This is a genomic window from Streptomyces sp. MP131-18 (genome assembly GCF_001984575.1).
GTDB lineage: Bacteria > Actinomycetota > Actinomycetes > Streptomycetales > Streptomycetaceae > Streptomyces > Streptomyces johnsoniae.
Map to the genome: position 1 here is coordinate 5,458,107 of NZ_LZNS01000001.1, position 22,038 is coordinate 5,480,144.

The 22,038-nt window shown below is 73.0% G+C and carries 18 protein-coding genes, 1 tRNA gene and 1 pseudogene; 8 read left to right on the forward strand and 12 right to left on the reverse strand.

Annotation, left to right across the window (positions count from 1 at the left end; genetic code table 11):
* Positions 1-161: 161 nt before the first annotated feature.
* From STBA_RS24660 to STBA_RS24670, 3 genes are all read right to left on the reverse strand, one after another.
* On the reverse strand, positions 162-569 hold the full coding sequence (locus tag STBA_RS24660; RefSeq protein ID WP_077061330.1) for a nuclear transport factor 2 family protein: 408 nt from the start codon (positions 567-569) through the stop codon (positions 162-164).
* Positions 566-832, reverse strand: coding sequence for a hypothetical protein (locus tag STBA_RS24665; protein ID WP_077061331.1), 267 nt, complete (start codon positions 830-832; stop codon positions 566-568). Before STBA_RS24665 ends, STBA_RS24660 begins: the two co-directional genes overlap by 4 nt.
* 245 nt (positions 833-1,077) lie before the next feature.
* Positions 1,078-1,153: transfer RNA gene (locus tag STBA_RS24670), tRNA-Arg, on the reverse strand.
* Positions 1,154-1,450: 297 nt separating this feature from the next.
* Here STBA_RS24670 and STBA_RS24675 point away from each other — a divergent pair.
* The 6 genes from STBA_RS24675 (at position 1,451) to STBA_RS24700 (ending at position 9,273) form a co-directional block, all read left to right on the forward strand.
* Complete coding sequence (locus STBA_RS24675) at positions 1,451-3,031, forward strand: dynamin family protein (RefSeq protein WP_077063565.1); 1,581 nt, start codon at positions 1,451-1,453, stop codon at positions 3,029-3,031.
* An 11-nt stretch (positions 3,032-3,042) separates the two neighbouring features.
* Entirely contained in the window at positions 3,043-4,695 is a 1,653-nt protein-coding gene (locus STBA_RS24680; protein WP_077061332.1) for a GTPase, read from the forward strand.
* Between the two features lie 190 nt (positions 4,696-4,885).
* Entirely contained in the window at positions 4,886-6,298 is a 1,413-nt protein-coding gene (locus STBA_RS24685; protein WP_077061333.1) for a thioester domain-containing protein, read from the forward strand.
* Between the two features lie 222 nt (positions 6,299-6,520).
* Entirely contained in the window at positions 6,521-8,185 is a 1,665-nt protein-coding gene (ettA, locus tag STBA_RS24690; RefSeq protein ID WP_077061334.1) for an energy-dependent translational throttle protein EttA, read from the forward strand.
* A gap of 6 nt (positions 8,186-8,191) precedes the next feature.
* Positions 8,192-8,620 (forward strand): thioesterase family protein, encoded by a 429-nt coding sequence (locus tag STBA_RS24695; protein ID WP_077061335.1) that lies wholly within the window; start codon positions 8,192-8,194, stop codon positions 8,618-8,620.
* Complete coding sequence (locus STBA_RS24700; RefSeq protein WP_077061336.1) at positions 8,617-9,273, forward strand: hypothetical protein; 657 nt, start codon at positions 8,617-8,619, stop codon at positions 9,271-9,273. The genes STBA_RS24695 and STBA_RS24700 overlap by 4 nt, the downstream gene beginning before the upstream one ends.
* 51 nt (positions 9,274-9,324) lie before the next feature.
* On the opposite strand, the gene STBA_RS24705 is transcribed toward STBA_RS24700, so the two are convergent.
* On the reverse strand, positions 9,325-10,716 hold the full coding sequence (locus STBA_RS24705; protein ID WP_143659567.1) for a sialidase family protein: 1,392 nt from the start codon (positions 10,714-10,716) through the stop codon (positions 9,325-9,327).
* Positions 10,717-10,833: 117 nt separating this feature from the next.
* On the opposite strand from STBA_RS24705, the gene STBA_RS24710 reads away from it, so the two are divergent.
* A complete protein-coding gene (locus tag STBA_RS24710; protein WP_216355964.1) occupies positions 10,834-11,217 on the forward strand; it encodes a globin in 384 nt (127 codons plus the stop codon).
* Positions 11,218-11,351: 134 nt separating this feature from the next.
* Here STBA_RS24710 and STBA_RS24715 read toward each other — a convergent pair whose 3' ends face one another.
* The gene (locus tag STBA_RS24715) at positions 11,352-11,693 is read right to left on the reverse strand and encodes an EthD domain-containing protein (RefSeq protein ID WP_253194967.1); all 342 of its coding nucleotides are present in this window, start codon (positions 11,691-11,693) and stop codon (positions 11,352-11,354) included.
* Between the two features lie 110 nt (positions 11,694-11,803).
* On the opposite strand from STBA_RS24715, the pseudogene STBA_RS24720 reads away from it, so the two are divergent.
* Positions 11,804-12,169, forward strand: a pseudogene (locus STBA_RS24720) (MerR family transcriptional regulator); the annotation flags it as partial.
* 128 nt (positions 12,170-12,297) lie between these two features.
* Here the strand turns inward: STBA_RS24720 and STBA_RS24725 are convergent.
* The 7 genes from STBA_RS24725 to STBA_RS24755 all read right to left on the reverse strand — a co-directional run bounded on the left by STBA_RS24725 (position 12,298) and on the right by STBA_RS24755 (position 21,949).
* Positions 12,298-13,362 (reverse strand): ABC transporter permease, encoded by a 1,065-nt coding sequence (locus STBA_RS24725; RefSeq protein ID WP_107485106.1) that lies wholly within the window; start codon positions 13,360-13,362, stop codon positions 12,298-12,300.
* Complete coding sequence (locus STBA_RS24730) at positions 13,359-14,093, reverse strand: ABC transporter ATP-binding protein (protein WP_077061342.1); 735 nt, start codon at positions 14,091-14,093, stop codon at positions 13,359-13,361. Before STBA_RS24730 ends, STBA_RS24725 begins: the two co-directional genes overlap by 4 nt.
* Positions 14,094-14,121: 28 nt before the next feature.
* The gene (locus tag STBA_RS24735) at positions 14,122-15,276 is read right to left on the reverse strand and encodes an FHA domain-containing protein (protein ID WP_077061343.1); all 1,155 of its coding nucleotides are present in this window, start codon (positions 15,274-15,276) and stop codon (positions 14,122-14,124) included.
* A gap of 20 nt (positions 15,277-15,296) precedes the next feature.
* The gene (locus STBA_RS24740) at positions 15,297-16,664 is read right to left on the reverse strand and encodes a VWA domain-containing protein (RefSeq protein WP_077061344.1); all 1,368 of its coding nucleotides are present in this window, start codon (positions 16,662-16,664) and stop codon (positions 15,297-15,299) included.
* A gap of 64 nt (positions 16,665-16,728) precedes the next feature.
* Positions 16,729-18,096: a PP2C family serine/threonine-protein phosphatase gene (locus STBA_RS24745; RefSeq protein WP_079252145.1), complete on the reverse strand. Its 1,368-nt coding sequence runs from the start codon at positions 18,094-18,096 to the stop codon at positions 16,729-16,731.
* A 2-nt stretch (positions 18,097-18,098) separates the two neighbouring features.
* Positions 18,099-20,675 (reverse strand): serine/threonine-protein kinase, encoded by a 2,577-nt coding sequence (locus STBA_RS24750; protein WP_107485265.1) that lies wholly within the window; start codon positions 20,673-20,675, stop codon positions 18,099-18,101.
* 5 nt (positions 20,676-20,680) lie between these two features.
* Positions 20,681-21,949: a hypothetical protein gene (locus STBA_RS24755; protein ID WP_077061347.1), complete on the reverse strand. Its 1,269-nt coding sequence runs from the start codon at positions 21,947-21,949 to the stop codon at positions 20,681-20,683.
* Positions 21,950-22,038 lie beyond the last annotated feature (89 nt).

Sequence of the window (22,038 nt, forward strand, 5' to 3'; positions counted from 1 at the left end):
CGAGCGCAGGTCCAAACGTGGTGGGGTCATCCCAGTCGAAACGGATAGCACAGGATCCGCTGCGGCCAGCCTCCGACTGGCGACCCAGGCCTGCACGCCGGCGTTGCGGAGCACTTGCACCAGCGTCCCTCCGGTCCCTCCGGTCACGAGTATTCGGGGCATCAGTGCTCCTTGCTTTCGAGTGAGTCGATCAGCCCGGCGAGACCGCCGGCAGCGGCGGCCGCCGACAGGGGGCTCCAGTAGTCCCGATACGGAGCGATCAGCCCGTCGCGGACCGTGAGAACCACGATGTAGTCCAGGCGACAGGGCTGTGAGGTGGCCACGGTCCGGCCGGTGGCCGCCCACTCCACCACGATGGTGTCCACGCCATCCGTGGGCCGAACGGTGAGCGCGACCACCTCCTTCAGGTCCATCAGGTCCGGATAGTGTGCGAGGTTGGCGCGTACCTCCTCACGCCCATGGAGAGCGCGAGGGGAAAGCCCGGCTGCGAAAGGGGATTCCGCGATTCCGTCCGGAGTCCACAGATCAGCAACGGCATTCATATCCTTGGACAGAAGCAAGTTGATCATGTGGCGAAATATGTCCTCAGGTGTGCTGGAGAGTCCGGCTCGCGGCGGAAACCGGGGTGCAGCCCGGCGCAGCGGACCGCGTCCGGCGGCTCCGCCAGGAGATCGCCGAACTGGAAGCCCGCGGGGAACGTCTCCTGGACCAGCGCGCGGCCGGGGAGGACGACGGCGACCCCGCCACGACCGCGGCCTTCCGTAAAGGCATTCGGAAGCGCTTCGACGACCTCGAACGGACCCGTCGTGCCGCACAGGAAGGACTCGCGCACGCGCAGTCCGCCCGCCGTGCCCGGGCCGTGCAGGGCGACGCCACCAACCCTCCTGGACGCCCTTCCCCGGCTCGGCCCAGCGCGAGATCGACGACGCCTTCCAGCTCCAGGCCCGCTACGACAACCGAGACCGAACCGTGAACATTCAGGTGACCATCGGTGGAGCCCTGGCCACCCGTGTGGCGGAGATCACCACCGCGGCGGGGGTTTCGGCCGCCCCAGGGGTCGTCAACCAGCCCTCTGCATGGTGCCCCCGGCAGGACTCGAACCTGCGGCCAAGTGCTTAGAAGGCACCTGCTCTATCCACTGAGCTACGGGGGCCGGTCATGGGCATGGCGTGGGACGGTGGCCCCTCAGTGACCTCGCCGCGCACAGGATAGAGCTTCGAGGGGTTCGTCCCGGTTGCTTCACGGCAACACCCACGTGTGGAGATCCAGTGAAGCAGCCCTGATAATCGCAGGCGAGTGCGATACGCGCAGCGATTTTGGTGGCCTCCGCGAGGGGTGTTGCGCACTCGTTATGCCGGAGCTGCGGCGCCGGGTGCCCGGTTTGAGGCGCGTTCGGCGGAATATGCTTTTGAAACTGCTCGAAATTAGGCATTCTGCGCATGTGGCGATCTTGGACGCACGGCCCGAACTGCTGGACGCGCTGACCGTACTGCGGGAGCGTCTCGCTGCCGTGCGCTTCCCGCTGGAACTGCCGGGGGCCGAGCGCGCCAGGCGCTCGGCGGCGGAGCTGCTGGCCCAGCTCGACGGCTACCTGCTGCCGCGGCTGCGCCGGCCGGAGGCGCCGCTGCTCGCCGTCGTCGGGGGCTCGACCGGGGCGGGGAAGTCGACGCTCGTGAACTCGCTCGTCGGGCGGCGCGTCACCGAGGCCGGGGTGCTGCGGCCCACCACCAGGATGCCCGTGCTCGTCTGCCACCCGGACGACCAGCGGTGGTTCGACGAGCGCCGCGTTCTGCCCCAGCTGGGCCGCGTGTGCGGCCCGCGGCAGGAGAGCGACGGGCAGACCGCGCTCTCCGTCGTCACCACCCGCGCCCTGCCCGCGGGGCTCGCCCTGCTGGACGCCCCGGACATCGATTCGCTGGTCGCGGGCAACCGCGACCTGGCAGCCGATCTCATCTGCGCCGCGGACATCTGGGTGCTCGTCACCACCGCCGCCCGCTACGCCGACGCCGTTCCCTGGCACCTGCTGCGCAGCGCGCAGGAGTACGACGTCACCCTCGCCACCGTGCTCGACCGGGTGCCGCACCAGATCGCCGCCGAGGTCTCGCGGCACTACGGGGCGCTCCTGGAACGGGCCGGGCTCGGGGCGGTGCCGCGGTTCACCGTTCCCGAACTCCCGGAGTCCGCGGGCAACTCGGGGCTCCTGCCCGCCACCGCCGTCGCCGGGCTGCGCGAGTGGCTCGGCCGCCGCGCCCAGGACCCGGAGGCGCGCGCCGTCGCCGCCGCGCGCACCGCCGCGGGGGCGCTGGCCTCGCTGCGCGGACGCGTCGCCGACCTCGCCGGGGGGTGCGCCGCCCAGTACGCGGCGGCCGTGCGCCTCGATCAGCGGCTGGCCGACGCCTACGCCGAGGCGGACCGCCGCGTGCGTGCCTGCCTGTCCGGCGGCGGGCTGCTGACCGGTCAGGCGCGGGCGCACTGGCTGGCGTTCCCCGAGGACGCCAGCGCCGAGGAACTGATGGACGCCCTCACACAGGCCCTGACGGGGCTGCTGGTCGAGGCGGTGTCCGCGGCCGACGAGCACACCGGCGCCGCCTGGCACCGCGAGCCGGGCGCCCCCGAGGGCGGCGAGGACTGCGCGGAGGCCGTCTCCGAGCGCACCGGCGTTCTCGTGCGGCGGCTGCGGCGCTGCCTGGAGGAGCTGGCCGAGGAGGCCAGGGCGGCCGTCGGGACGGCGCGCGGCGAGCCGGGCGACGAGGGCGAGACCGCCGCGCTGCTCGCGGCCGCCCTGCTGGGCGGCAAGACCGGCGGCGTCGCGCAGCAGTCGCTGGCCGGCATCCTCGGCTCCCGGCACGCGGCCCGGCTGAAGGACCAGGGGGCCGCCGAGCTGCGCCGGTGCGTGGACCGGGTGCTGACGGCGGAACGGCTGCGGCGCGGCGCGACGCTGCACCGGCTGGCGATCACCGCGGAACCGCAGGTCGAGCTGATCGCCGCGCTGTCGTCCGTGACCGAACTGTCGTCCGCGACCGATCGATGAGGAGACAAGCCATGGCGGAGACGGAAACGGTGACAGGGGACGACGGTGCGCTGCGCGTCCGGCTCGGCGCGCTGCGGGAGTTGGTCGGGCTCTCCCGTACCCGGCTCGACGACGACGTGCTGGCCGAGGCCGGCCGGGTGCTCGACGAGGCGTCCGCGCGCGAACGGCTGCCCAGGACGTACACCACGGTCGCCATCGCGGGGGCGACCGGCAGCGGCAAGTCGACATTGTTCAACGCGCTGGCGGGCGCCCAGCTCTCCGAGGCGGGCGTGCGCCGCCCCACGACCGCGACCGCCGTGTCCTGCACCTGGGACGCCGGGCGCGAACAGGGCCCCGACGGCCTGCTCGAACGGCTCGGCATCCCGGCCAGGGCCCGCCGCAGGGCGCACGTCGTCGACACCGGCCTGCGCGGGCTGATCCTCCTTGACCTGCCCGACCACGACTCGGTGGACACCGCGCACCGGGATCAGGTGGACCGGCTGCTGGCCCTGGTGGACGCCGTCATCTGGGTCGTCGACCCGGAGAAGTACGCGGATGCCGTGCTGCACGAGCGCTACCTGCGGGCGTTCGCCGGACACGCCGACGTGTCGCTGATCGTGCTCAACCAGACGGACCGGCTCTCCGGCGAGGCCGTGGACGCGGTCCTCGACGACCTGCGGCGGCTGCTCGACGAACGCGGCGTCGCCCTCGGCGAGCACGGCGAGCCGGGCGCCGGGGTGCTGGCCGTCTCCGCGCTCACCGGTGACGGCGTCGCCGAACTGCGCCGCCAGGTGGGGGAGCTGGTCACCGCCAGGACGGCGGCCGGGCGGCGCCTCGCGGCGGACGTGGACGGCGTGGCGCGCCGCCTGGGCCCGGTGTACATCGCCGACGCCGCCGAGGCGCCGCCCGGGCTGACCGCGCACGCCAGGGAGGACTTCGAGGACGGCCTCGCCGTCGCCGTCGGCGCCCAGGCCGGTGGCCAGGCAGCGGAACGCGGCTGGCTGCGCCGCGCCGACCGGGCCTGCGGCACGCCGTGGGGGCAGGTGCTGCGGCGGCTCGCCGCGCACCAGGCCGAACGCCGCGGCGAGCCGCCGGCGCTCGCCGCGAAACGGCTGCGCGCCGCGGGCCCGCCGGTGGTGGCCAGGGCCCAGGTGGAGCAGGCGGTGCGGCAACTGGCGGCGGACGCGTCGGAGGGGCTGCCCGAGCCGTGGGCCAAAGCGGTGCGGGACGCGGCGGGGCACGGCGCGGCGGGCCTGCCGAGGGCGCTGGAGAGCGCGCTGGAGGCGAACCCGGCGGCGCCCCAGCCCCGTCCGCGCTGGTGGTCGGCCGCCGCGGCCGGGCAGGCGGTGCTGCTGGCCGCCCAGTTCCTCGGGCTCTGCTGGCTGGTGACCGCGTTCGTCGGGCAGCCGGTCGTGGGCCGCTGGCTGCCGCTCGCCCTGCTGCTCGGCGGCTCGGTCGGCGGGCCGCTGCTCGCCTGGGGCTGCCGCATCGCGGCCCGCGGACCGGCGCGTGCCTGGGGGCAGCAGGAGGAGTGGCGGCTGCGGCGGCTCGCGGCGGACCGCGGGCACAGTCAGGTGCTCGAACCGGTGGCCGCGGAACTCCTGCGCTACCGCGAGGTGCGCGAACGGTACGTCATCGCGGCGTCCGCGGACGGGGGAACAGGGGTGTCCGTGCCCATCGGCTGATACCCGGCATGTCCGGCCAGCAACGGCACCGCAAGGTAACGATTCGCCCTCGGAATGTGTAAGTCGGGGGCCCGGTGGGGACATTGCCACTTTGCCTCTCTACGATCCCCGTACGCACGGGGATGTTGATGAGCGTGCGGCCGTTCGAGACGGCTGCTGCGCCCTGTGATTCCGTGGAGGGGACTTTCACATGATTTCTGCGCCCAGGCGGGTCGCCCCCCGCCTTGCGGCCACCGCCGTCGCCACCGGCCTGATCGCGGCCGGCGTGGCCGCGACCGCCGGTCCTGCGGTCGCGGACGAGAACCCGCGCAGTGGCGGCGCCACCGCGACCCTGGACGGCCTCGAGGTCAGCGACCGGGTCGAGGTCACTCACGACGGCAGGACCGAGACCTACGGGGCCGGCCTGTTCTACCTGACCGCCGAGGACGGCGGCCAGCTGAAGACGTACTGCATCGACTTCGCCACCGGAGCCCAGGACGGCGCCCGTTACAAGGAAACGGGCTGGGAGTCCTCCACGCTGCACGGGAACCCGGACGCCGGCAAGATCAACTGGATTCTCCAGAACTCCTACCCGGTGATCGACGACCTCAACGCGCTGGCCGACCAGGCCGGTGCCGAGTCGCTCACCGCCGAGCAGGCCGCGGCCGGTACCCAGGCGGCGATCTGGGAGTTCTCCGACGGCGTCGAGGCCGTTCCGGAGAACGAGAACGCCCGCATCCTCGCCGACTGGCTCGCCGGGAACGCCGCCGACATCGCCGAGCCGGGCGCCTCGCTCGAACTCAACCCGCCGCAGGTCTCCGGTCAGCCCGGCGAGATCGTCGGCCCGGTGACCGTCAGCACCAGCGCGGACGCCGTCACCGTCGCCCCCGACACGGCCGCGGCCGAGCAGGGCGTGACCATCGTCGACGTCAACGGCGAGTACATCACCGAGGACCAGGCGGTCACCGACGGCACCGAGCTGTACTTCTCGGTGCCCGCGGACGCCGCGGACGGCGTGGCCGGGCTGACCGCCACCGCCACCTCGCAGGTGCCCGTCGGACGTGCCTTCACCGGCATCGACACCCGCACCCAGACCATGATCCTGGCCGGCTCCTCCGAGTCGTCCGTCAGCGCTTCCGCCTCGGTGAACTGGGCCGCCCCCGGCCAGCCCTCCGTCGCGGTGAACGCGGTCGAGAAGTGCACCGAGGGCGGGGTGGAGGTCACCGCGAGCAACACCGGTGACGTTCCGTTCACCTTCGAGCTGGACGGCGAGCAGTACGAGGTCGCCCCCGGCGAGTCCACCCCGATCGTCGTCCCGGTCGAGAACGGCCAGGAGTACGAGATCACGATCGCCAACCCCGTCGAGGGCGAGGAGGACTGGGTCTTCACCGGGGTCCTGGACTGCGAGACCGGCGATGACGGCGGTCAGGAGCCGATCGACGAGAACGAGCCCGCTCCGGCCAGCACCGGTGGCGCGGGTGACGACGGCGCCGACCTGGCCGAGACCGGCAGCAGCACCAACCCGGGCATGATCGCGGGCATCGCGGTCGTCCTGCTGCTCGTCGGCGGCGGCGCGGTGTTCTTCATCCGCCGCAGGTCCGCGGGCGCCACCGCGCAGGACTGAGCACCACACGCCGGGCGGCTGCGGCCGCACCGTTGAACGCACAGGGGCGGGCCCGCACGGGCCCGCCCCTTCGCGTGCCCCGCCGCGCCCGCCGCCCCCGCGGCCCCCGCGCGCCTGCCGGAGCGGAGGCCGCCGGTTTCCGCCGCGGCAGGGGGATGCGGCAGGATGGGAGCACACGTGCCCGATGCCTGACCCACTGACTGATCTGCCGGACGGTTTCTCTTGGCTGAGTACATCTACACCATGCGCAAGGCGCGGAAGGCGCACGGCGACAAGGTGATCCTCGACAACGTCACCCTGAGCTTCCTGCCCGGGGCGAAGATCGGCGTCGTCGGTCCGAACGGCGCCGGCAAGTCCACCGTGCTGAAGATCATGGCGGGTCTTGAGCACCCCTCGAACGGTGACGCCTTCCTCACACCCGGCTACAGCGTCGGCATCCTGCTCCAGGAGCCCCCGCTCGACGAGTCCAAGACGGTCCTGGAGAACGTTCAGGAGGGCGTCGCCGAGACCAAGGGCAAGCTCGACCGGTTCAACGAGATCGCCGAGCAGATGGCGACCGAGTACACCGACGCGCTGATGGAGGAGATGGGCCGCCTCCAGGAGCAGCTGGACCACGCCAACGCCTGGGACCTCGACGCGCAGCTGGAGCAGGCCATGGACGCGCTGGGCTGCCCGCCCGGCGACTGGTCGGTGACCAACCTGTCCGGTGGCGAGAAGCGCCGGGTGGCGCTGTGCAAGCTGCTGCTCGAACAGCCGGACCTGCTGCTGCTCGACGAGCCGACCAACCACCTGGACGCCGAGTCCGTGCAGTGGCTGGAGCAGCACCTGGCCAAGTACCCGGGCACCGTCGTCGCCATCACCCACGACCGGTACTTCCTGGACAACGTGGCGGAGTGGATTCTGGAGCTGGACCGGGGCCGCGCCTACGTGTACGAGGGCAACTACTCGAAGTACCTGGAGACCAAGCAGACCCGCCTCAAGGTCGAGGGCCAGAAGGACGCCAAGCGCGCCAAGCGGCTCAAGGAGGAGCTGGAGTGGGTCCGCTCCAACGCCAAGGGGCGGCAGGCCAAGTCCCGTGCGCGTCTGGCGCGTTACGAGGAGATGGCCGCGGAGGCCGAGAAGACGAGGAAGCTGGACTTCGAGGAGATCCAGATCCCGCCGGGGCCGCGCCTCGGCAACGTGGTGGTGGAGGCCGACGACCTGCGGAAGGCGTTCGGCGACAAGGTGCTGGTGGACGGCCTGTCGTTCACGCTGCCGCGCAACGGCATCGTCGGCGTCATCGGGCCGAACGGGGCGGGCAAGACCACGCTGTTCAAGATGATCCTCGGCCTTGAGCCGGTGGACTCGGGCGGGGTGCGCGTCGGTGACACCGTGCAGATCTCCTACGTCGACCAGTCCCGTGCCAACATCGATCCGAAGAAGACGCTGTGGGAGGTCGTCTCGGACGGTCTCGACCACATCAACGTCGGGCAGGTCGAGATGCCGTCCCGCGCCTACGTCAGCGCGTTCGGCTTCAAGGGCCCGGACCAGCAGAAGCCGGCCGGCGTGCTGTCCGGCGGCGAGCGCAACCGGCTGAATCTGGCGCTCACCCTCAAGCAGGGGGGCAATCTGCTGCTGCTCGACGAGCCGACGAACGACCTGGACGTCGAGACGCTGTCCTCGCTGGAGAACGCGCTGCTCGAGTTCCCCGGCTGCGCCGTCGTCGTCTCGCACGACCGCTGGTTCCTCGACCGCGTCGCCACGCACATCCTGGCGTACGAGGGCGACTCGCGGTGGTTCTGGTTCGAGGGCAACTTCGAGTCCTACGAGAAGAACAAGCTCGATCGCCTCGGCCCGGAGGCCGCGCGCCCGCACCGTGCCACGTACAAAAAGCTGACGCGGGGCTGAGGGACCGTGCGGCACGTGTTCCGGTGCGCACTGCGCTGGTCGGACATGGATTCCTTCGGGCACGTCAACAACGTCGTCTTCCTGCGGTACTTGGAGGAGGCACGGATCGACTTCATGTTCCGGCTGGCGCGGCAGGCCGCCTCCGGCGCGTTCACCGGCGGGTCGGTCGTGGCGCGGCACGAGATCGACTACCTGCGCCCGCTGGTGCACCGGCACGAGCCGCTGACGGTCGAGACCTGGATCACCAAGATCGGCGGCGCCTCGGCCACGGTCGCCTACGAGATCAAGGACGACGAGACGCTGTACGCCCGTGCCGCCACCGTCGTCGTGCCCTACGACCTGGAGCGGGCCCGGCCGCGGCGGCTGAGTGCCGAGGAGCGGACCTTCCTGGAGGTCTACCTCGACGACGAGGCGGGGGGCACAGCCTGCGCATGACCGGCCACCGGATGATCCTCGCCGCCCGGGACGAGGCGGCGGACCTCGCCGCGTTCCTCGGCCGCCAGCTGCGCTGGGACAAGACCGCGGTGGCGCGGCTCCAGGCGGACGGCGAGGTGGTGGCCGTCTTCACCAGGCCCGCGCGGTTCGACGTGCTCGCGGTGCGGCCGTGCCGCCTGGGCGAGCCCGCCGAGCTGGACGTGACGGTCGCGGTCGGCGCGCTGCTCGAAACCATCGACGAGGAACGGGGCGTGCTGACCGTTCCCGAGCCGGTGACGGGCCCTGCGTGGGCCGGGCTGCTGCCGCCGCGCGGCGGCTGGCGCCCGGTGGCCGAGCTGCCGCACGAGCAGGTGCGCCGGGCGGCGGCGGCCGTCGTCGCCGAGTTCAGGGCCAGGACCGAGGAGCTGGCGTCGGCGGACCGCACGCGGGCCGCGCTCGACGCCATCGCCGAGGAGATCTGGTCCCGCACGCTGCCCGGCACCCCGCTGCCGCTGCGCGCCGTGCACGCCGCCCACGCGCTGGGCTTCCTGCGCGCCCCGGCGCCCGTCACGCTGCTGGACGGCGGCGCGTGGCTGCGGATGCGCACCCCGCTCGGCTCGATGGCGGCCCGGCGCGGCGGGCGCCTGCCCGGCCTCGGCGTCACGCCCCTGTGATCGTGCCCGCCCTCGGCCTCACCGGCACCACGCCGCACCCCGCCGGCCTCTTCAACCCGGCAGCCGTCGCACCGGGAACCAGCGCGGGGGTGCCGACGGCGTGCGCCGGTTCACGACGGCCGCCGCCTGCACGGTCTCCTGGACGCGGTCGGCGGGCACCCACGAAGCCCCGTCCGCCGGGTCGGGGACGCGGCACAGCTCCAGGTGCGGGCTGCCGCCGTCGAGCGAGGCCGCGGTGAAGGCCGTGAACCGGATCGTGCCGTGCGGGCTGTTGGTGGCGGTCTCGTACAGCAGCCCGATCTCTCCGGTGAGCAGCTCCGCCAGGTCCGAGTAGCCGGCCCGCGCCGAGTTGATGGTCTTGGTCGTGGCCTGCCACGTCCCGCCCTCGTCGTAGGAGGTGCGGATCGTCATGGCGCGGCGGCGGGTCGCGACGTCGGGCACCGGCCGGGCCGGGGCCGACAGCAGCAGCCGGTTGCGCGGGTCGCCCTCGTCGGTGGCGCGCAGCCGCAGCATCGAGCCGTAGACGGGCGGGGCGGCCAGGCCCGGCACGGGCGTGAAACCGGCAGGGTCGAACGTTTCGCCGCCGTCGTCGCTCCGCGCCTCCAGCCGGTGCAGGCCGGGACCCGGGTGCGAGCTGCGGGCGTTGACGTACAGGGCGCCCGACACCAGCTCGACGACGGTCAGTTCGCCCGGGTGCGGCAGCTCCTCCACCGTCTCCCAGACGGCGCCGAGCCGCCAGGTGAGGCCGCCGTCGTCGCTGTAGTACAGCTGCGCGCCGGACGTGCCGTCCTCGGTGTCGTGGTCGCCGGGGACGATCAGCCGCCCGGCGTGCGGGCCGCGCCGCAACTGCACGCCGTGGCCGGGGCCGACGGACACCCACGTCCAGTGCGCGGGCTTCAGCGGCCCGAGCACGCCGCCCGTGGTCCAGGTCAGCCCGTCGTCGTCGCTGTACACGCTGTGCAGGCTGCGGCCGCCCCTGGCCCGTTCGCCGTCCTTGTGCGCCCAGCCGTTGTAGGCGAACAGCACGGAGACCCGGCCGGTGGCGTCGTCCACCACCGGCACCGGATTGCCGAAGCCACCGGACGTGCCGGTGCCGCGCAGCACGGTCAGGTCGCTCCACGTGTGGCCGCCGTCGAGGGACCGCTTCATCACCAGGTCGATGTTCCCCACGTCGCTGCAGTCGGTGACGCGGGCCTCGGCGAACGCCAGCAGCGTGCCGTCCGGCGTGGTGACGAGGGCGGGGATGCGGAAGCAGGCATATCCCTCCGTGTGGTGCTCGAACGGGGTGGACAGGGCCTGTTCCGGCGGCGTCGGCGGCTCCGCCGGGGCCGCGGCCCCGGCGGAGGGCGCGGTGGCCAGGACGGCCCAGGCGACGGTGGCGAGAACGGCCGTCCAGGATGTCGCGGGCGCCCACCGGCGGGCGCTCTTCCTGCGGGCCGGCATGTCCGGACCGTACAACAGCCGGACCACGTGCATGCGGCGCGCGGTGAACGCTGCGGTGGACGCCGGGTAACGCGCCCGGCGGGCGGGCCGTGGCGGGTGGTCTGCGACCATGGAGGGGTGACCGAGGAGCAGTCGTTCTATGACCAGGTCGGGGGCGAGGAGACTTTCCGCAGGCTCGTCCGCCGCTTCTACGAGGGCGTCGCCGGGGACCCGGTGCTGCGGCCGATGTACCCGGAGGAGGATCTCGGTCCTGCCGAGGAGCGGCTGGTCCTGTTCCTCATGCAGTACTGGGGCGGCCCCCGCACCTACAGCGACAGCCGCGGCCACCCGCGGCTGCGGATGCGGCACGCGCCGTTCACCGTGAACCGCGCGGCCCACGACGCGTGGCTCGCGCACATGCGGGACGCGGTGGACGAGCTCGGCCTCGCGCCCGAGCACGAGCGGCAGTTGTGGGACTACCTGGTGTACGCCGCCGCCTCGATGGTGAACACCCCGGGCTGAGCGGGCGCGCGATCATGGAGCCGGGTCGCGCCGTGATCACCGGGAGACCCGTGCCCGTGCTGCCGTGACGGTGTTTTCACCTCCTCAGGCGTGCGGAGCGGGCCGGCCCGACGCGGAGCGGGCGGCCCGAAGGGCTAGATCACCACCCTTTCTTCGGTGACCATGACCGCGACCGAATTCATGTCGATGAACTTGCTCTCGTCCGGGTGCACCAGCTCTCTGTAGTTGTCGGACGCGAAGAAGGCGTCGTGATCCGCCCAGCTTTCGAACCAGATTTCCGTGAGACCGTCGTAGGCCGGGCCGGGGTATCCCTCGGCGGGTATCGGGTGGGAGACGGCATACCTCTTCACGTACTGCCGTGCTTCCGGAATGGATGTGAACAACGGGGCGTGGCGGTTCCGGTGGTGGTCGACGAATTCCTCGGAGGTCATTCCGTCGATGCGGTTGATCATGAAAGCCAGCTTGAGCACAGACATCTCCCTTTCGTGCTCTCGCGGAAGCGAGAGCCGAGTCATGGGGATAACCTAAACGCTGACATCGATGTCAAGGGCAAGTCGCTGTGACCCGGTGCACATGAGGGGTTGAGATGCGGATTGGTGAACTGTCCGCCCGGACGGGAGCAAGCCGTCGATCACTGCGTTACTACGAGCAGCAGGGTCTGCTGGTCAGCACCAGATCCTCCAGCGGCCAGCGGTGCTACGACGAGGAGCACGTCCGGCGAGTGGCGCTGATCCAGGTGTTCTTGGCCGCCGGAATGTCCAGCAGGACCATCGCTCAGCTGATCCCCTGCATGACGCGGCCCAGCACGGACAGAGCTCGGCGGGCCCTGGCGGCCATGGACGAGGAGCGGAGCCGTCTTTCCTCCGCAATTGACAGCCTGGCCGCCGCCAGGGAAGCGCTTGATCACCTGATCGACGTCAACCGGAAATTCCTGGCGAACGTGGCGGATGACTCGGCCCCGGACGGACCGGATCGGCATTCCGGTCTTTTTCCGGTGGGACGCCCCGATGCGGCTCGGGCTCAGCAGATTGCCCTGGCCGCAATCCTCCGCGACCCGCCGGGTCCTGGTCGCTGAACGGCTCAGGTGCTGTCCCAGCGGAACAGGCGGGCGGCGACGGCGGTGACCACGGCGGTGAACAGCAGCAGGCCGCCCATCACGGGCAGGGCGTCGCCCCAGCCGCCGCCGCGGGACAGGACGTCCTGGAGTGAGGTGTTCAGGTGCGCCAGCGGCAGGAAGTCGGCGACCGTGGAGAGCCAGCCCGGCATGTCACCGGTCGGGAAGAAGGAGCCGGACAGGAACGCCATCGGCATGATGACGACCTGGAGCGCGCCGTTGGCCGCCTCGTCCGACTTCGCCCAGGCGCCGATCAGCAGGCCGATCGACATGAACGACAGGGTGCCGCAGGCGACGAGCGGCAGGGACAGCCACCAGTTGCCGGTCAGCTTCAGCCCGAAGTACGGCATGGTCGCCACCGCGAGGAAGATCGCGACCTGTACGAAGGAGAACGCGAGGCTCACCCCGATACGGGCGCTGATCACCGTGCCGGGGCCGACGGGGGCCAGCCACAGCCGCCGCAGGATGCGTTTGCGGCGCCACTGGACCAGCGTGAACGCGGACATGAACGACGCGCCCATGGCGATGGCCCAGCCCAGCAGGCCGGGCGTGAAGTACTGGATCGCCTTGACCGACTTGTCCTCGACCTGGTCGGTGGCCAGTTCGTAGGTGGCGGGCAGCCCGGTGGCGGCCAGGTTGGCGCCCTGCACGACGGACCGCATCAGGCCCTGCACGGTGCCCGCGCGGGCCGCGTCGGCGGCGGAGTAGCGCAGCTGGACCCGGCCGTCCTCCTCCCAGACGGCCGCGTCGACGTCGCCCTCGCGCACCTCTTCCAGGGCGCGTTCGCGGTCGGCGGTCTTCTCGATGGTCAGCGCGTCGGACAGGGCGGCGAACTCCGCCTCGGGCAGATCGTCAAGGACCGCGACGTCCCCGACCTGCACGATGGCGGAACGGCTCGTCGACTCGTTCTGGAACAGCACCCCGAACAGCGCGAGGAGCATCAGCGGAAAGATCAGCATGAAGAAGACCGCGGTGCGGTCCCGCAGCAGCCCCAGGGCCATCGCCCACGAAAGGCTTCGGAACGCGCTCACTCGCGGTACTCCCGTCCGGTCAGCTGGAGGAAGACGTCCTCCAGGTTGTTCGCGCCCAGTTCGCGGATGAGGTCGGCGGGCGGCCCGACCCGGAGTATGCGGCCGGCGTCCATGATCGCGACGCGGTCGCACAGCAGCTCGGCCTCGTCCATGTAGTGCGTGGTGAGCACGACGGTGCGGCCCGTGGAGTTGATCCCGCGCAGCAGGTCCCACAGGTTGCGCCTGGCCTGCGGGTCGAGGCCGGTGGTCGGCTCGTCGAGGAAGACCAGCTCCGGGTCGTGGACCAGCGCGCAGGCGATGGAGAGCCGCTGCGCCTGGCCGCCGGACAGCTTGTCGTCGCGGACGTCCCGCTTCTCCGTCAGCCCGACCGTGTCCAGCATCGCGTCGGCCCGCTCCCGGGACGCGCCGTAGAGCGCGGCGAAGGTGTGGATCTGCTCGCGCGCGGTGAGCTTTTCGAAGAACGCGGACGCCTGGAGCTGCACCCCGATGCGGCGCAGCAGCCGCTTGCTGCGCGGCCAGGAGGGCTCGCCGAGGAGGTGCGCACTGCCCTCGTCCGGCTGGCGCAGGCCCTCCACGAGCTCGAGCGTGGTGGTTTTGCCCGCGCCGTTGGGCCCGAGGATGCCGTAGAACTCTCCCCGGGCCACCTCGAACGTCACGCCGTCGACGGCCTGTACGTCCCCGTAGCGTTTGCGAAGACCTCGGACGTCAATGGCGGCAGTGTTGTCGATCACCCGGCGAATAGTAGTACCGGGGGTGGCGTCAGCCGCGATAGAGAGTCAGCGTCGTCCAGGCACCAATATGGATACGGTCGCCCTCCTGGAGCGGCACGGGGACGAACGGCTGGATCGGGTCCTCCGCCCCGTTCACCGTGGTGCCGTTCGTCGAGTCCTGGTCCACCACGGCCCAGGTGCCGTCCTGTTGCTGGACGAGGAGGGCGTGCTGGTGGGAGACGCCCGGGTCCTCCGGCGGGTGCGACAGGTCGATGTCGGGCGCCTCGCCCGTGGACTGGCGGCGGCGGCCGATCGTCACCTGCGGGCCGCCGAGCGGCAGCCGCTGCTCCGGCGCGTAGGCGGGCAGCGTCAGCTGGGCGGCCTCGGGCCCGGAGCGGCGCATCATCGCCGAGAAGTACTCCGGGTCGGGGCCGATGCTGACCAGCCAGCCCGCGGCCTGCTGCGCCGGCGCCCCCGGATAGCCGGGCGGGCCGGCCGCCGGCTGCCCCGGCGGCGGCAGCATCCAGTCCCCGCTCTGCTGCGGCGGCGCCTGGGCGGGCTGCGGGAACCCGTATCCGGGCTGGCGCTGTCCGGGGACCGGCTGCGGCTGTCCCGGCGGCTGGGGTGCCGGGGGAGTGGGCGGTATATACGTGGTCGGCGAGTTGGTCAGAAAGTTGTACCGGCAGCCCTCGCAGAACGGCGCCTGCGCCTCGCGCGGGGTGCGGCACACCGGGCACACCTCGGCCTGCGGGATCGGCGCGGTGGCCGGTCCGCCGGGGCCGCCCGGGTAGCCGGGCGGGCTGCTGCTCTCCTGTCCGGGGAACGGCGGACGCTGGGCGCCGGTATCGCGTCCCGGGAACGGTGGGGGTGGGCCGCCTTGGTCGTGCTGTCCGGGGAACGGCGGGGGTGGGCCGCCTTGGTCGTGCTGTCCGGGGAACGGCGGGGGTGGGCCGCCTTGGTCGTGCTGTCCGGGGAACGGCGGGGGTGGGCCGCCTTGGTCGTGCTGTCCCGGGAACGGCGGGGGCGGGCGGCCCTGGTCGTGCTGTCCCGGGAACGGCGGGGGTTGCGGGGGGCCGCCGGGGGCACCGGGGAAGCCGGGGGGCGGCGGAGGCGGAGGCGCCGCGGCGGGTGCCAGCATGCGGTGACCGCACACTTCGCACCAGTCGTCGGCCACCGACTGGTGGCCGTTCGGGCAAGTCGGCATGTTACTGCCTCCCCCTCACGTCACGGGTATCTCTCGTCTTCGCTCGGCTTCTTCTTCACCCGGACCGTCTTCGTCGACCGCGTCTCCAGGGTCATCTCGTCGGCCTCGGCGATTCTGGCTTTCAGTCGAACAGTACCTGCCGCGGCATCCTCCACGTCCACCACCTTTGCGAGCAGTTTCGCCGTCTCCTCGTTACCCGAACCGTGCGCCAGCTGCACCGCGCGCCCGAGCCGGGTCGTCGCACCGGCCTCGTCGCCGCGCTTGCGCAACTCGAGTCCCTCCTTGATCACGGAGGCCAGCTCGGCCTGTCCCGTGTAGTGCGCGACCTGCGGATTGATCGTCGTCGCGGCCACGAGATCGTCCGTCCACACGGCCCTGACCAGGCCGTTCCCCAGAATCTGCGCGGGCGGGCCGCCCGGCTCCGCCGGATCGCGGACGATCAGCGCGACGCGGGCGGCGAGCATCTCGTGGCCGACGGCGGGCGCCGGAACATCCACACAGACGTGGTAGTCGCGCGACTCGTCGCCCCACGATCCGGTGGGGTAGTCGCCGGAACGCGGCGGGGCCTCGGTACGCCGGGCAGTGAGATCTTCCACGGCCGGTGCAACCTGCTTGACGAATCGCACGGCCGCCCCCTGCGGCGTCCACAGCCGCAGGCGGACGTCGCCGATCTCCTTGCCCATCGCGGACTCCATCATGGCGGTGAAGTCGGCCGCCAGGGCCTCCGGCTCCGCCACGATGTCCGCGGTGCCCAGCAGCGCCGAGGCGATGCCGGTGACCTCCTCGACCTCCCAGTCGGTGCCCACGCCCCGCGCGTCGCACGTGAACCGGCCGGCGCAGGCGTCCAGCGCCAGGCGCAGCTCCTCCGGCTTCTCGTGCTCGTTGCGGCCGTCGGTCAGCAGGATGCCGTGCCTGATCGCGGCGGGCACGGTGCGCAGCAGCCGGTCGGCCAGCGACAGCCAGCTGCCTATCGCGGTGCCGCCGGCCGCGCGCAGGTGGCGCAGCGCGGTCCTGGCCGCGGCCCTGGTGCTGTCATCGGCGATGGCGAGCCGCCCGCCGCCGGGGTATACCTCGGCCGCCTGGTGGGTGCCGGCGACGACGGCGAACGCGACACCGTCCCTGAGGGTGTCGATCGCCGCCCCCGTGGCGCGGCGGGCGCCGTGCATCTTGGCGGGCGGGTAGTCCATCGAGCCGGAGCAGTCGACCATGACGACCACCGCCGCCCGCGGACCGTCGGCCGGGTCGTCCGCCGGGACCGGCAGGCCGCCGCTGCCGGTCGCGGTGACCGTCACGATGGCGTTCACCTCCTGCGCGTCCTGCGGGAGATACGCGTTCTGGTAGACGTCGACGGCGAACCGCGGCGCGTGCGACTTGACGAAGTCGGCCATGTCCTGCCTGCCCCTCCTGCGGTCGTGTCCTGCGGTCGTGCTCTCCCGAGTGAACGACCGCAGGTCACGCCGTCTGGGCCCGGTCCGGCTCGGCGGGGAACGGGATGACCGCGACGGTCACGTTGTCGTGGCCGCCCGAGTCGAGGGCGTGCCGGACGAGGTGCTGGGCGCTGGGCAGCGGTGCCGAACGCGCCTTGCCGGGTACGACGTGGGCCATCTGCTCGGCGGTTTCCGCATAGTTCCACAGGCCGTCGGTGCAGACGATGACGACGCCCGGCCGGTCCGGCTCGAACAGGCGGGTGTGCGGCTCCACTTCCACCGCGTCCGCGCCCAGCCACGCGGTGATGGCGTGCGCGCGGTGGTCGGCCATCGCCTCTGCCTCGCTGAGCAGCCCGGCGGCGACCATCTGCGCGGCCCACGAGTCGTCCTGGGTCAGCCGCGCCGGCGCGGCGCCCTCCTCCTCCGGCACCCAGTAGGCGCGGCTGTCGCCGATCCAGCCGACGACGAGGGTGCCGCCGGTGGTGACGGCGCCGACGATCGTGCACGCCGGGGAGTTGCGGCCGGGCTCGGGCTCGGTGCCGTCCTCGGCCAGCGCGTTGACCGCGTCGGCCGCGGCGAGCAGCGCGTCGTGCATGGCCTGCTTGCCGTCCGCGCCGCGCGGCAGCCGGTCGAGCAGGAATTCCTGCGCGGCCTCGGCCGCCGCCGCGGACGCCTCGTCCGGACGGCTGGAGGAGGAAACGCCGTCGCAGACGACCGCGATGACGGCGGGCGAGCCGTCGGGCAGCGCGGTCGCGGAGACGGTGAACGCGTCCTCGTTGCGGTGGTGGCGCAGGCCGAGGTCGCTGACGGCGGCGACGCCGCCGAGCGCGCGTTCCACGTGGTCGCGCTCGCCCGGCTGGGCGCGCCCGCAGCTCGCGCAGTAGCCGTCGGCGGCCACCCAGCCGTCCGGGCACACCGCGCACGGGGTCGGCGCGGGCTCCTCGGCGGCCGGGACCGGGGCCGGGGGCGCGGGGGCGTCCGCGCGCGGGTCGGCGCCGTGCGGCGTCCGCGGGTCCGCCGCCGCGGGCGGCGCGGCGGGCGGCGCGGCGGGCGGCGGGCCCGCGGGTGCGGGGGGCGGTGCCGTGCGCGGGTCGGCGGCCCGTGGGTCGGCCGGCGGGGCCGGCGGCGCGGCGGGGGCCGGCGGCGGGGGAGGCGCGAGCGGCGGCGGGGGCGCCTGGCGCAGCGGCGGCGGCAGGGTGAAGTCGCCCTCGGTGGCGGGCCCTGAGGTGTCGGCGGCATCCTCCGCGGGCGCGGGCGCGGGCGCGGCGGTGCCCGCCTGCTGCTGCCTGGCGGCCGCACGCAGATCCGTACCGCAGACCCCGCAGAAGCGATCGTCGTCCTCCAACGGCTCACCGCAGCCGGGGCAGGCGGAGAGTTGGTCGAGCTGCGGCATCGTCACACCCATGTCCTGGGGCGGAAGCGATTGGCCGCCTCCACCAGTTCGGTCCGTTCAGTGCTGGTTTGCGCCAGCCGGGCGAGTCGCCGGTAGGAGCGTTCGAGACCAAGTCTGATACCCGTCTCGTCCAGCTGCGCACCCAGGAGTCGCCATTGCGGGTCGGTTTGCTGTCGGGACTGTCCGGAAGGAGGGGACAGCACCCAGTCGAGCGCGGAACCCAGCACCTCACAGGACAGCTGTTCACCTAGCCATGGTTCCAGTCCCGCGGCACGCAAACGCGTAACCTGGTCGCCCGCCGCGAGCAGGTCGGGCAGCAGGTCGTCGGCCGGTGCCCGCCGCCGCAGCCGCGCGCGCACGGCCGCGACGCGCGCCGCGGTGTAGTGGGCCGAGGTCTCCGGCACCGATTCGAGCGCCGCGACGGCCCGCGACCGTTCCCCGGCCGCCAGCCGCACCCGCGCCAGGCCGAAGCCGGCGCTGACGTGGCTCGGGTCGGCCGTCCACACCAGCTCGTAGTAGTCCGCCGCGTTGTCGAGCTGGCCCAGCACCTCGGCGCACACCGCGAGGGCCAGCTTCGGCGCGACCTCGCCGGGGAACGCGTCGTACACCGCGTCGAAGGCGGGCGCCGCCGTCCGGAAGTCCCCGGCGGCCAGCGCGGCGAGCCCGCGGTACCAGACCACCCGCCAGTCCGTCGCATGCCGGTCGGCCAGCGCCGCGAGGGCCCGCTGCGCGGCCAGGTCCGCCTCCTCGCCGGACATCTCCAGGTAGGCCCGCAGCTCCCGTACCCGCAGCTCGACCGACTCCGTCGGCGCGGAGCGCAGCGCCACCACCAGGTCGGCCGGTGCGGTCGCCATCAGCCCGGCCAGGAAGCCCGCGTTCGGGTCGCCCGAGTCGACCCGCGGCACCGGCAGCGCCAGCACGATCTGCCGCACGTCGGGCGGCACGGTCAGCGGCACGGTCTGCGGAACGGCAGGCGGAACGGCCGGTGGCGCGGGGCCGTCCCCCGCTCGCGGCGGCGCGGCGCGCTGCCGCGGCAGGCGGGCGCCGCGCTGCGCACCGCGCCGCCCGAGCCGCGAAACGGGGCCCTCCGCGGGCGGCACCAACTCGGTGTCCACCACTCGCAGTTCGGGGCCGAACAGCTGCGAGAGCGCGGGCTGCGGCTGCCCGGTGCGCAGCGCGACGATCTCCCGCAGCACGCCCGTCAGCTGCTCGGCCATCTCCTGCGCCGAGGCGAACCTGCGCCGCGGATCGGGGTCGGTGGCCCGCACCAGGAAGCGGTAGAACGACTCGTACTCCTGGAAGACCTCGATGTTCTCCGGCTCGGGCAGGCTGTCCGCGAACACGTTGGTGTAGCCCTGGAAGTCGAACGTCAGCACCGCCAGGGTCCTGGCCACGGTGTACAGGTCGGAGGCGACGGACGGGCCGATCTCGGCCACCTCGGGCGCCTGGTAGCCGATGGTGCCGTAGATGGCGGACTCGTCGTCGTCCATCCGCCGCACCGCACCCATGTCGATCAGCTTCAGCTGGTCGTCCTGCTGGATGGCGTTGTCCACCTTGAAGTCGCAGTACAGCAGGTTGCGGCTGTGAAGGTAGCCCAGCGCGTCCAGGGCCTCGATGCCGTAGGCGCACGCCTGCTCCACCGGCAGCGGGTCGCGCCTGCCCTCCGGCGTGCGCCGGGAGTTGGCGATCTCCTTCAGCGATTTGCCGCCGACGTACTCCATGACGATGTAGCCGTCCATGGAGCCGGTGCGGCGGTCGAGGTGCTCGACGAAGTTGTAGATGCGGACGATGCTGGAGTGCTCGATCTCGGCGAGGAAGCGCCGTTCGGAGATGGCCGCCGCCATGGCGTCCTCGTCGCCGGTGTCCAGCAGGCCCTTCAGCACCACCCAGCGGTCGGACACCGCCCGGTCGATGGCCAGGTAGATCCAGCCCAGACCGCCGTGCGCGAGGCAGCCGGCGATCTCGTACTGGTCCTTGACCACGTCGCCCGGCTGGAGCTTCGGGACGAACGAGTACGGGTGGCCGCACGCGGTGCAGAAGCCCTCGGTGCGCCCCGACCGCCCGCCCCGGGAACGGCCCACCGGCGCGGCGCAGTCGCTGTTCCCGCAGAACCGCTTCCGTTCCGGCACCTCCGCGTACTCCAGCACGGCGGACAGCGGATCGGGCCGCGGCACCTGCGGCATCGTCACCAGACCGGCCCCGAGCCTGGCCCGCCCCGAGGTGCCGGTGCTCGACCTGGAGCTGCGCACGGACACGGAACGGCCCGCGAGCCCCGCCGCACCGGAACGGGACAGGCGGCCGGAGACCGACCTGCGCGAGAACTGCGAACGCGAGGACACCGCGCTCGTGCTGCCCGACGTTCCGCCGGAGCCCGAACCGGAGCCCGCCGGGCCGGAGCGCGAACTCCCGCGCGCCGCCGCAGTGTTCCCCGTCACCCCCGTCGGCGCGCCGCCGATCATCCCCTCGGCCGACACCACGGGCGCGAGGCCGCAGGTGCCGCAGTACAGTTCGCCGCCGCCGACGTCCTCGTAACTGCCGTCGCAGCCCGGCCGCTGGCACGTGCGGCCGGCCGCACCCAACTCGGTCACCGCTCACCCCTCCCGTCCGTCCCGCCCGGGTCGGGCACCAGCACCTCGGCCGCCGCCTGCTGGTAGCGCAGCACCGCGTACTCCGCGGCCCGCAGATCGCACGGTGCGGTCCACAGCAGGCGGCGCGCCACGTCGTAGCGCTCCACCAGCATCGGCTCCTCCGCCTTGCCCAGGCGCGCGGCCTTCGCCTTGTACGCGTCCAGCCGCCCGCGCAGCTCCGCCCGTACCGCCAGCGGCTCGGTGACGGCCGAGAGCGAGGCGCGGGCCCGTTCCAGCTCCTCGTCGGCCCGTTCCTCCAGCGATTCGAGCAGCGGCGACAGCCGGTGCCACTGGGCGCGCCTGCGGAAGCCGGCCGCGGCGGCAAGCTGTTCGTGCAGGATGCCCGAGGGGCCGCTGACCGCCGGCACCTCGGAGGCGGCGATCTTCGCCAGCACCTCGGTGCGGGCGGTGCGCGCCTCGGCGAGCGTGCGGTCGGCGCGCGACAGGACGTCGCGCAGCCGGATCAGCCGGTCCTCGGCGTCCTTGCGCACCCCGATGACGGCGTCGACCTCGCGCCTGATGTCGTCCAGGGCGCGGGCGGCCCGGTCATAGCGCACCGTGTCCGGCCGCCCGCCGCCGGGCGCGCTGCTGCCGCCGTCCGGCACCCAGAACGCGATCGGGTCGGAAATCACCTGCGCCCGCAGGGCCGTGAGATCCTCCGTGACCCGGTGCAGGTCGTCGCCCGCCGGGTGGCCGCCCGGCCTGACCCCGACGGAGTGGGCCAGCTCCCGCAGCCGGCGCAGCTCGGCGGCCAGCAGGTCTATCCGGGCGGGCAGCGCCGACCACACCGCATCCGCCGCGGCGACCAGGTCGAGCACCTCGGCGTAGCCGACGTTCATGCGCTCGACCAGCTCGGCCCAGCTCAGGTGCTCGGCCAGCCGGGTGCCGCCCGACACCGTCAGGTTTTCGCCGTCCAGCAGCATGCTCAGGTGCAACAGCTCGTCCCGGCTGGGGAAACGGCGCCGCGCCCGGACCTCCCGCGCGGTGTCGAGCGCCTCGGTGCACGTGTCGAAGTAGGACCAGAGCCGGGTCACCGTCTCCTCGGCCCGTGCCCATCGCTCCCGCGTGACCCCGGTCAGGTCGGCCCCTTCGAGCAGTCTGCGGCCCGCGTGGTCCTGGAGGGCGAGCAGGGAGGACTCGATCGCCTCGTGCTCGGCGCCGAGCCGCGCCAAGGCGCGGTCCACCTCCTCCCGGCTCAGCACTTCCCCGCCGGAATCCGGGGCCATCGCTCTCCCCCCTGTGGGTCCTGACCTGTCGGTCCTCGTGTCGGTCGCGGTACCGGTCCCGCCGGTACCCGGCCGGATTCCTTCCCCGG

Excerpts from the sequence above, each read along its gene's own strand:
- STBA_RS24660 (WP_077061330.1), bottom strand. The coding sequence starts at position 569 with ATGATCAACTTGCTTCTGTCCAAGGATATGAATGCCGTTGCTGATCTG.
- STBA_RS24680 (WP_077061332.1), top strand. The coding sequence starts at position 3,043 with ATGGCGGAGACGGAAACGGTGACAGGGGACGACGGTGCGCTGCGCGTC.
- STBA_RS24685 (WP_077061333.1), top strand. The coding sequence starts at position 4,886 with ATGATTTCTGCGCCCAGGCGGGTCGCCCCCCGCCTTGCGGCCACCGCC.
- STBA_RS24700 (WP_077061336.1), top strand. The coding sequence starts at position 8,617 with ATGACCGGCCACCGGATGATCCTCGCCGCCCGGGACGAGGCGGCGGAC.
- STBA_RS24705 (WP_143659567.1), bottom strand. The coding sequence starts at position 10,716 with ATGCCGGCCCGCAGGAAGAGCGCCCGCCGGTGGGCGCCCGCGACATCC.
- STBA_RS24715 (WP_253194967.1), bottom strand. The coding sequence starts at position 11,693 with ATGTCTGTGCTCAAGCTGGCTTTCATGATCAACCGCATCGACGGAATG.
- STBA_RS24735 (WP_077061343.1), bottom strand. The coding sequence starts at position 15,276 with ATGCCGACTTGCCCGAACGGCCACCAGTCGGTGGCCGACGACTGGTGC.
- STBA_RS24740 (WP_077061344.1), bottom strand. The coding sequence starts at position 16,664 with ATGGCCGACTTCGTCAAGTCGCACGCGCCGCGGTTCGCCGTCGACGTC.
- STBA_RS24745 (WP_079252145.1), bottom strand. The coding sequence starts at position 18,096 with ATGCCGCAGCTCGACCAACTCTCCGCCTGCCCCGGCTGCGGTGAGCCG.
- STBA_RS24755 (WP_077061347.1), bottom strand. The coding sequence starts at position 21,949 with ATGGCCCCGGATTCCGGCGGGGAAGTGCTGAGCCGGGAGGAGGTGGAC.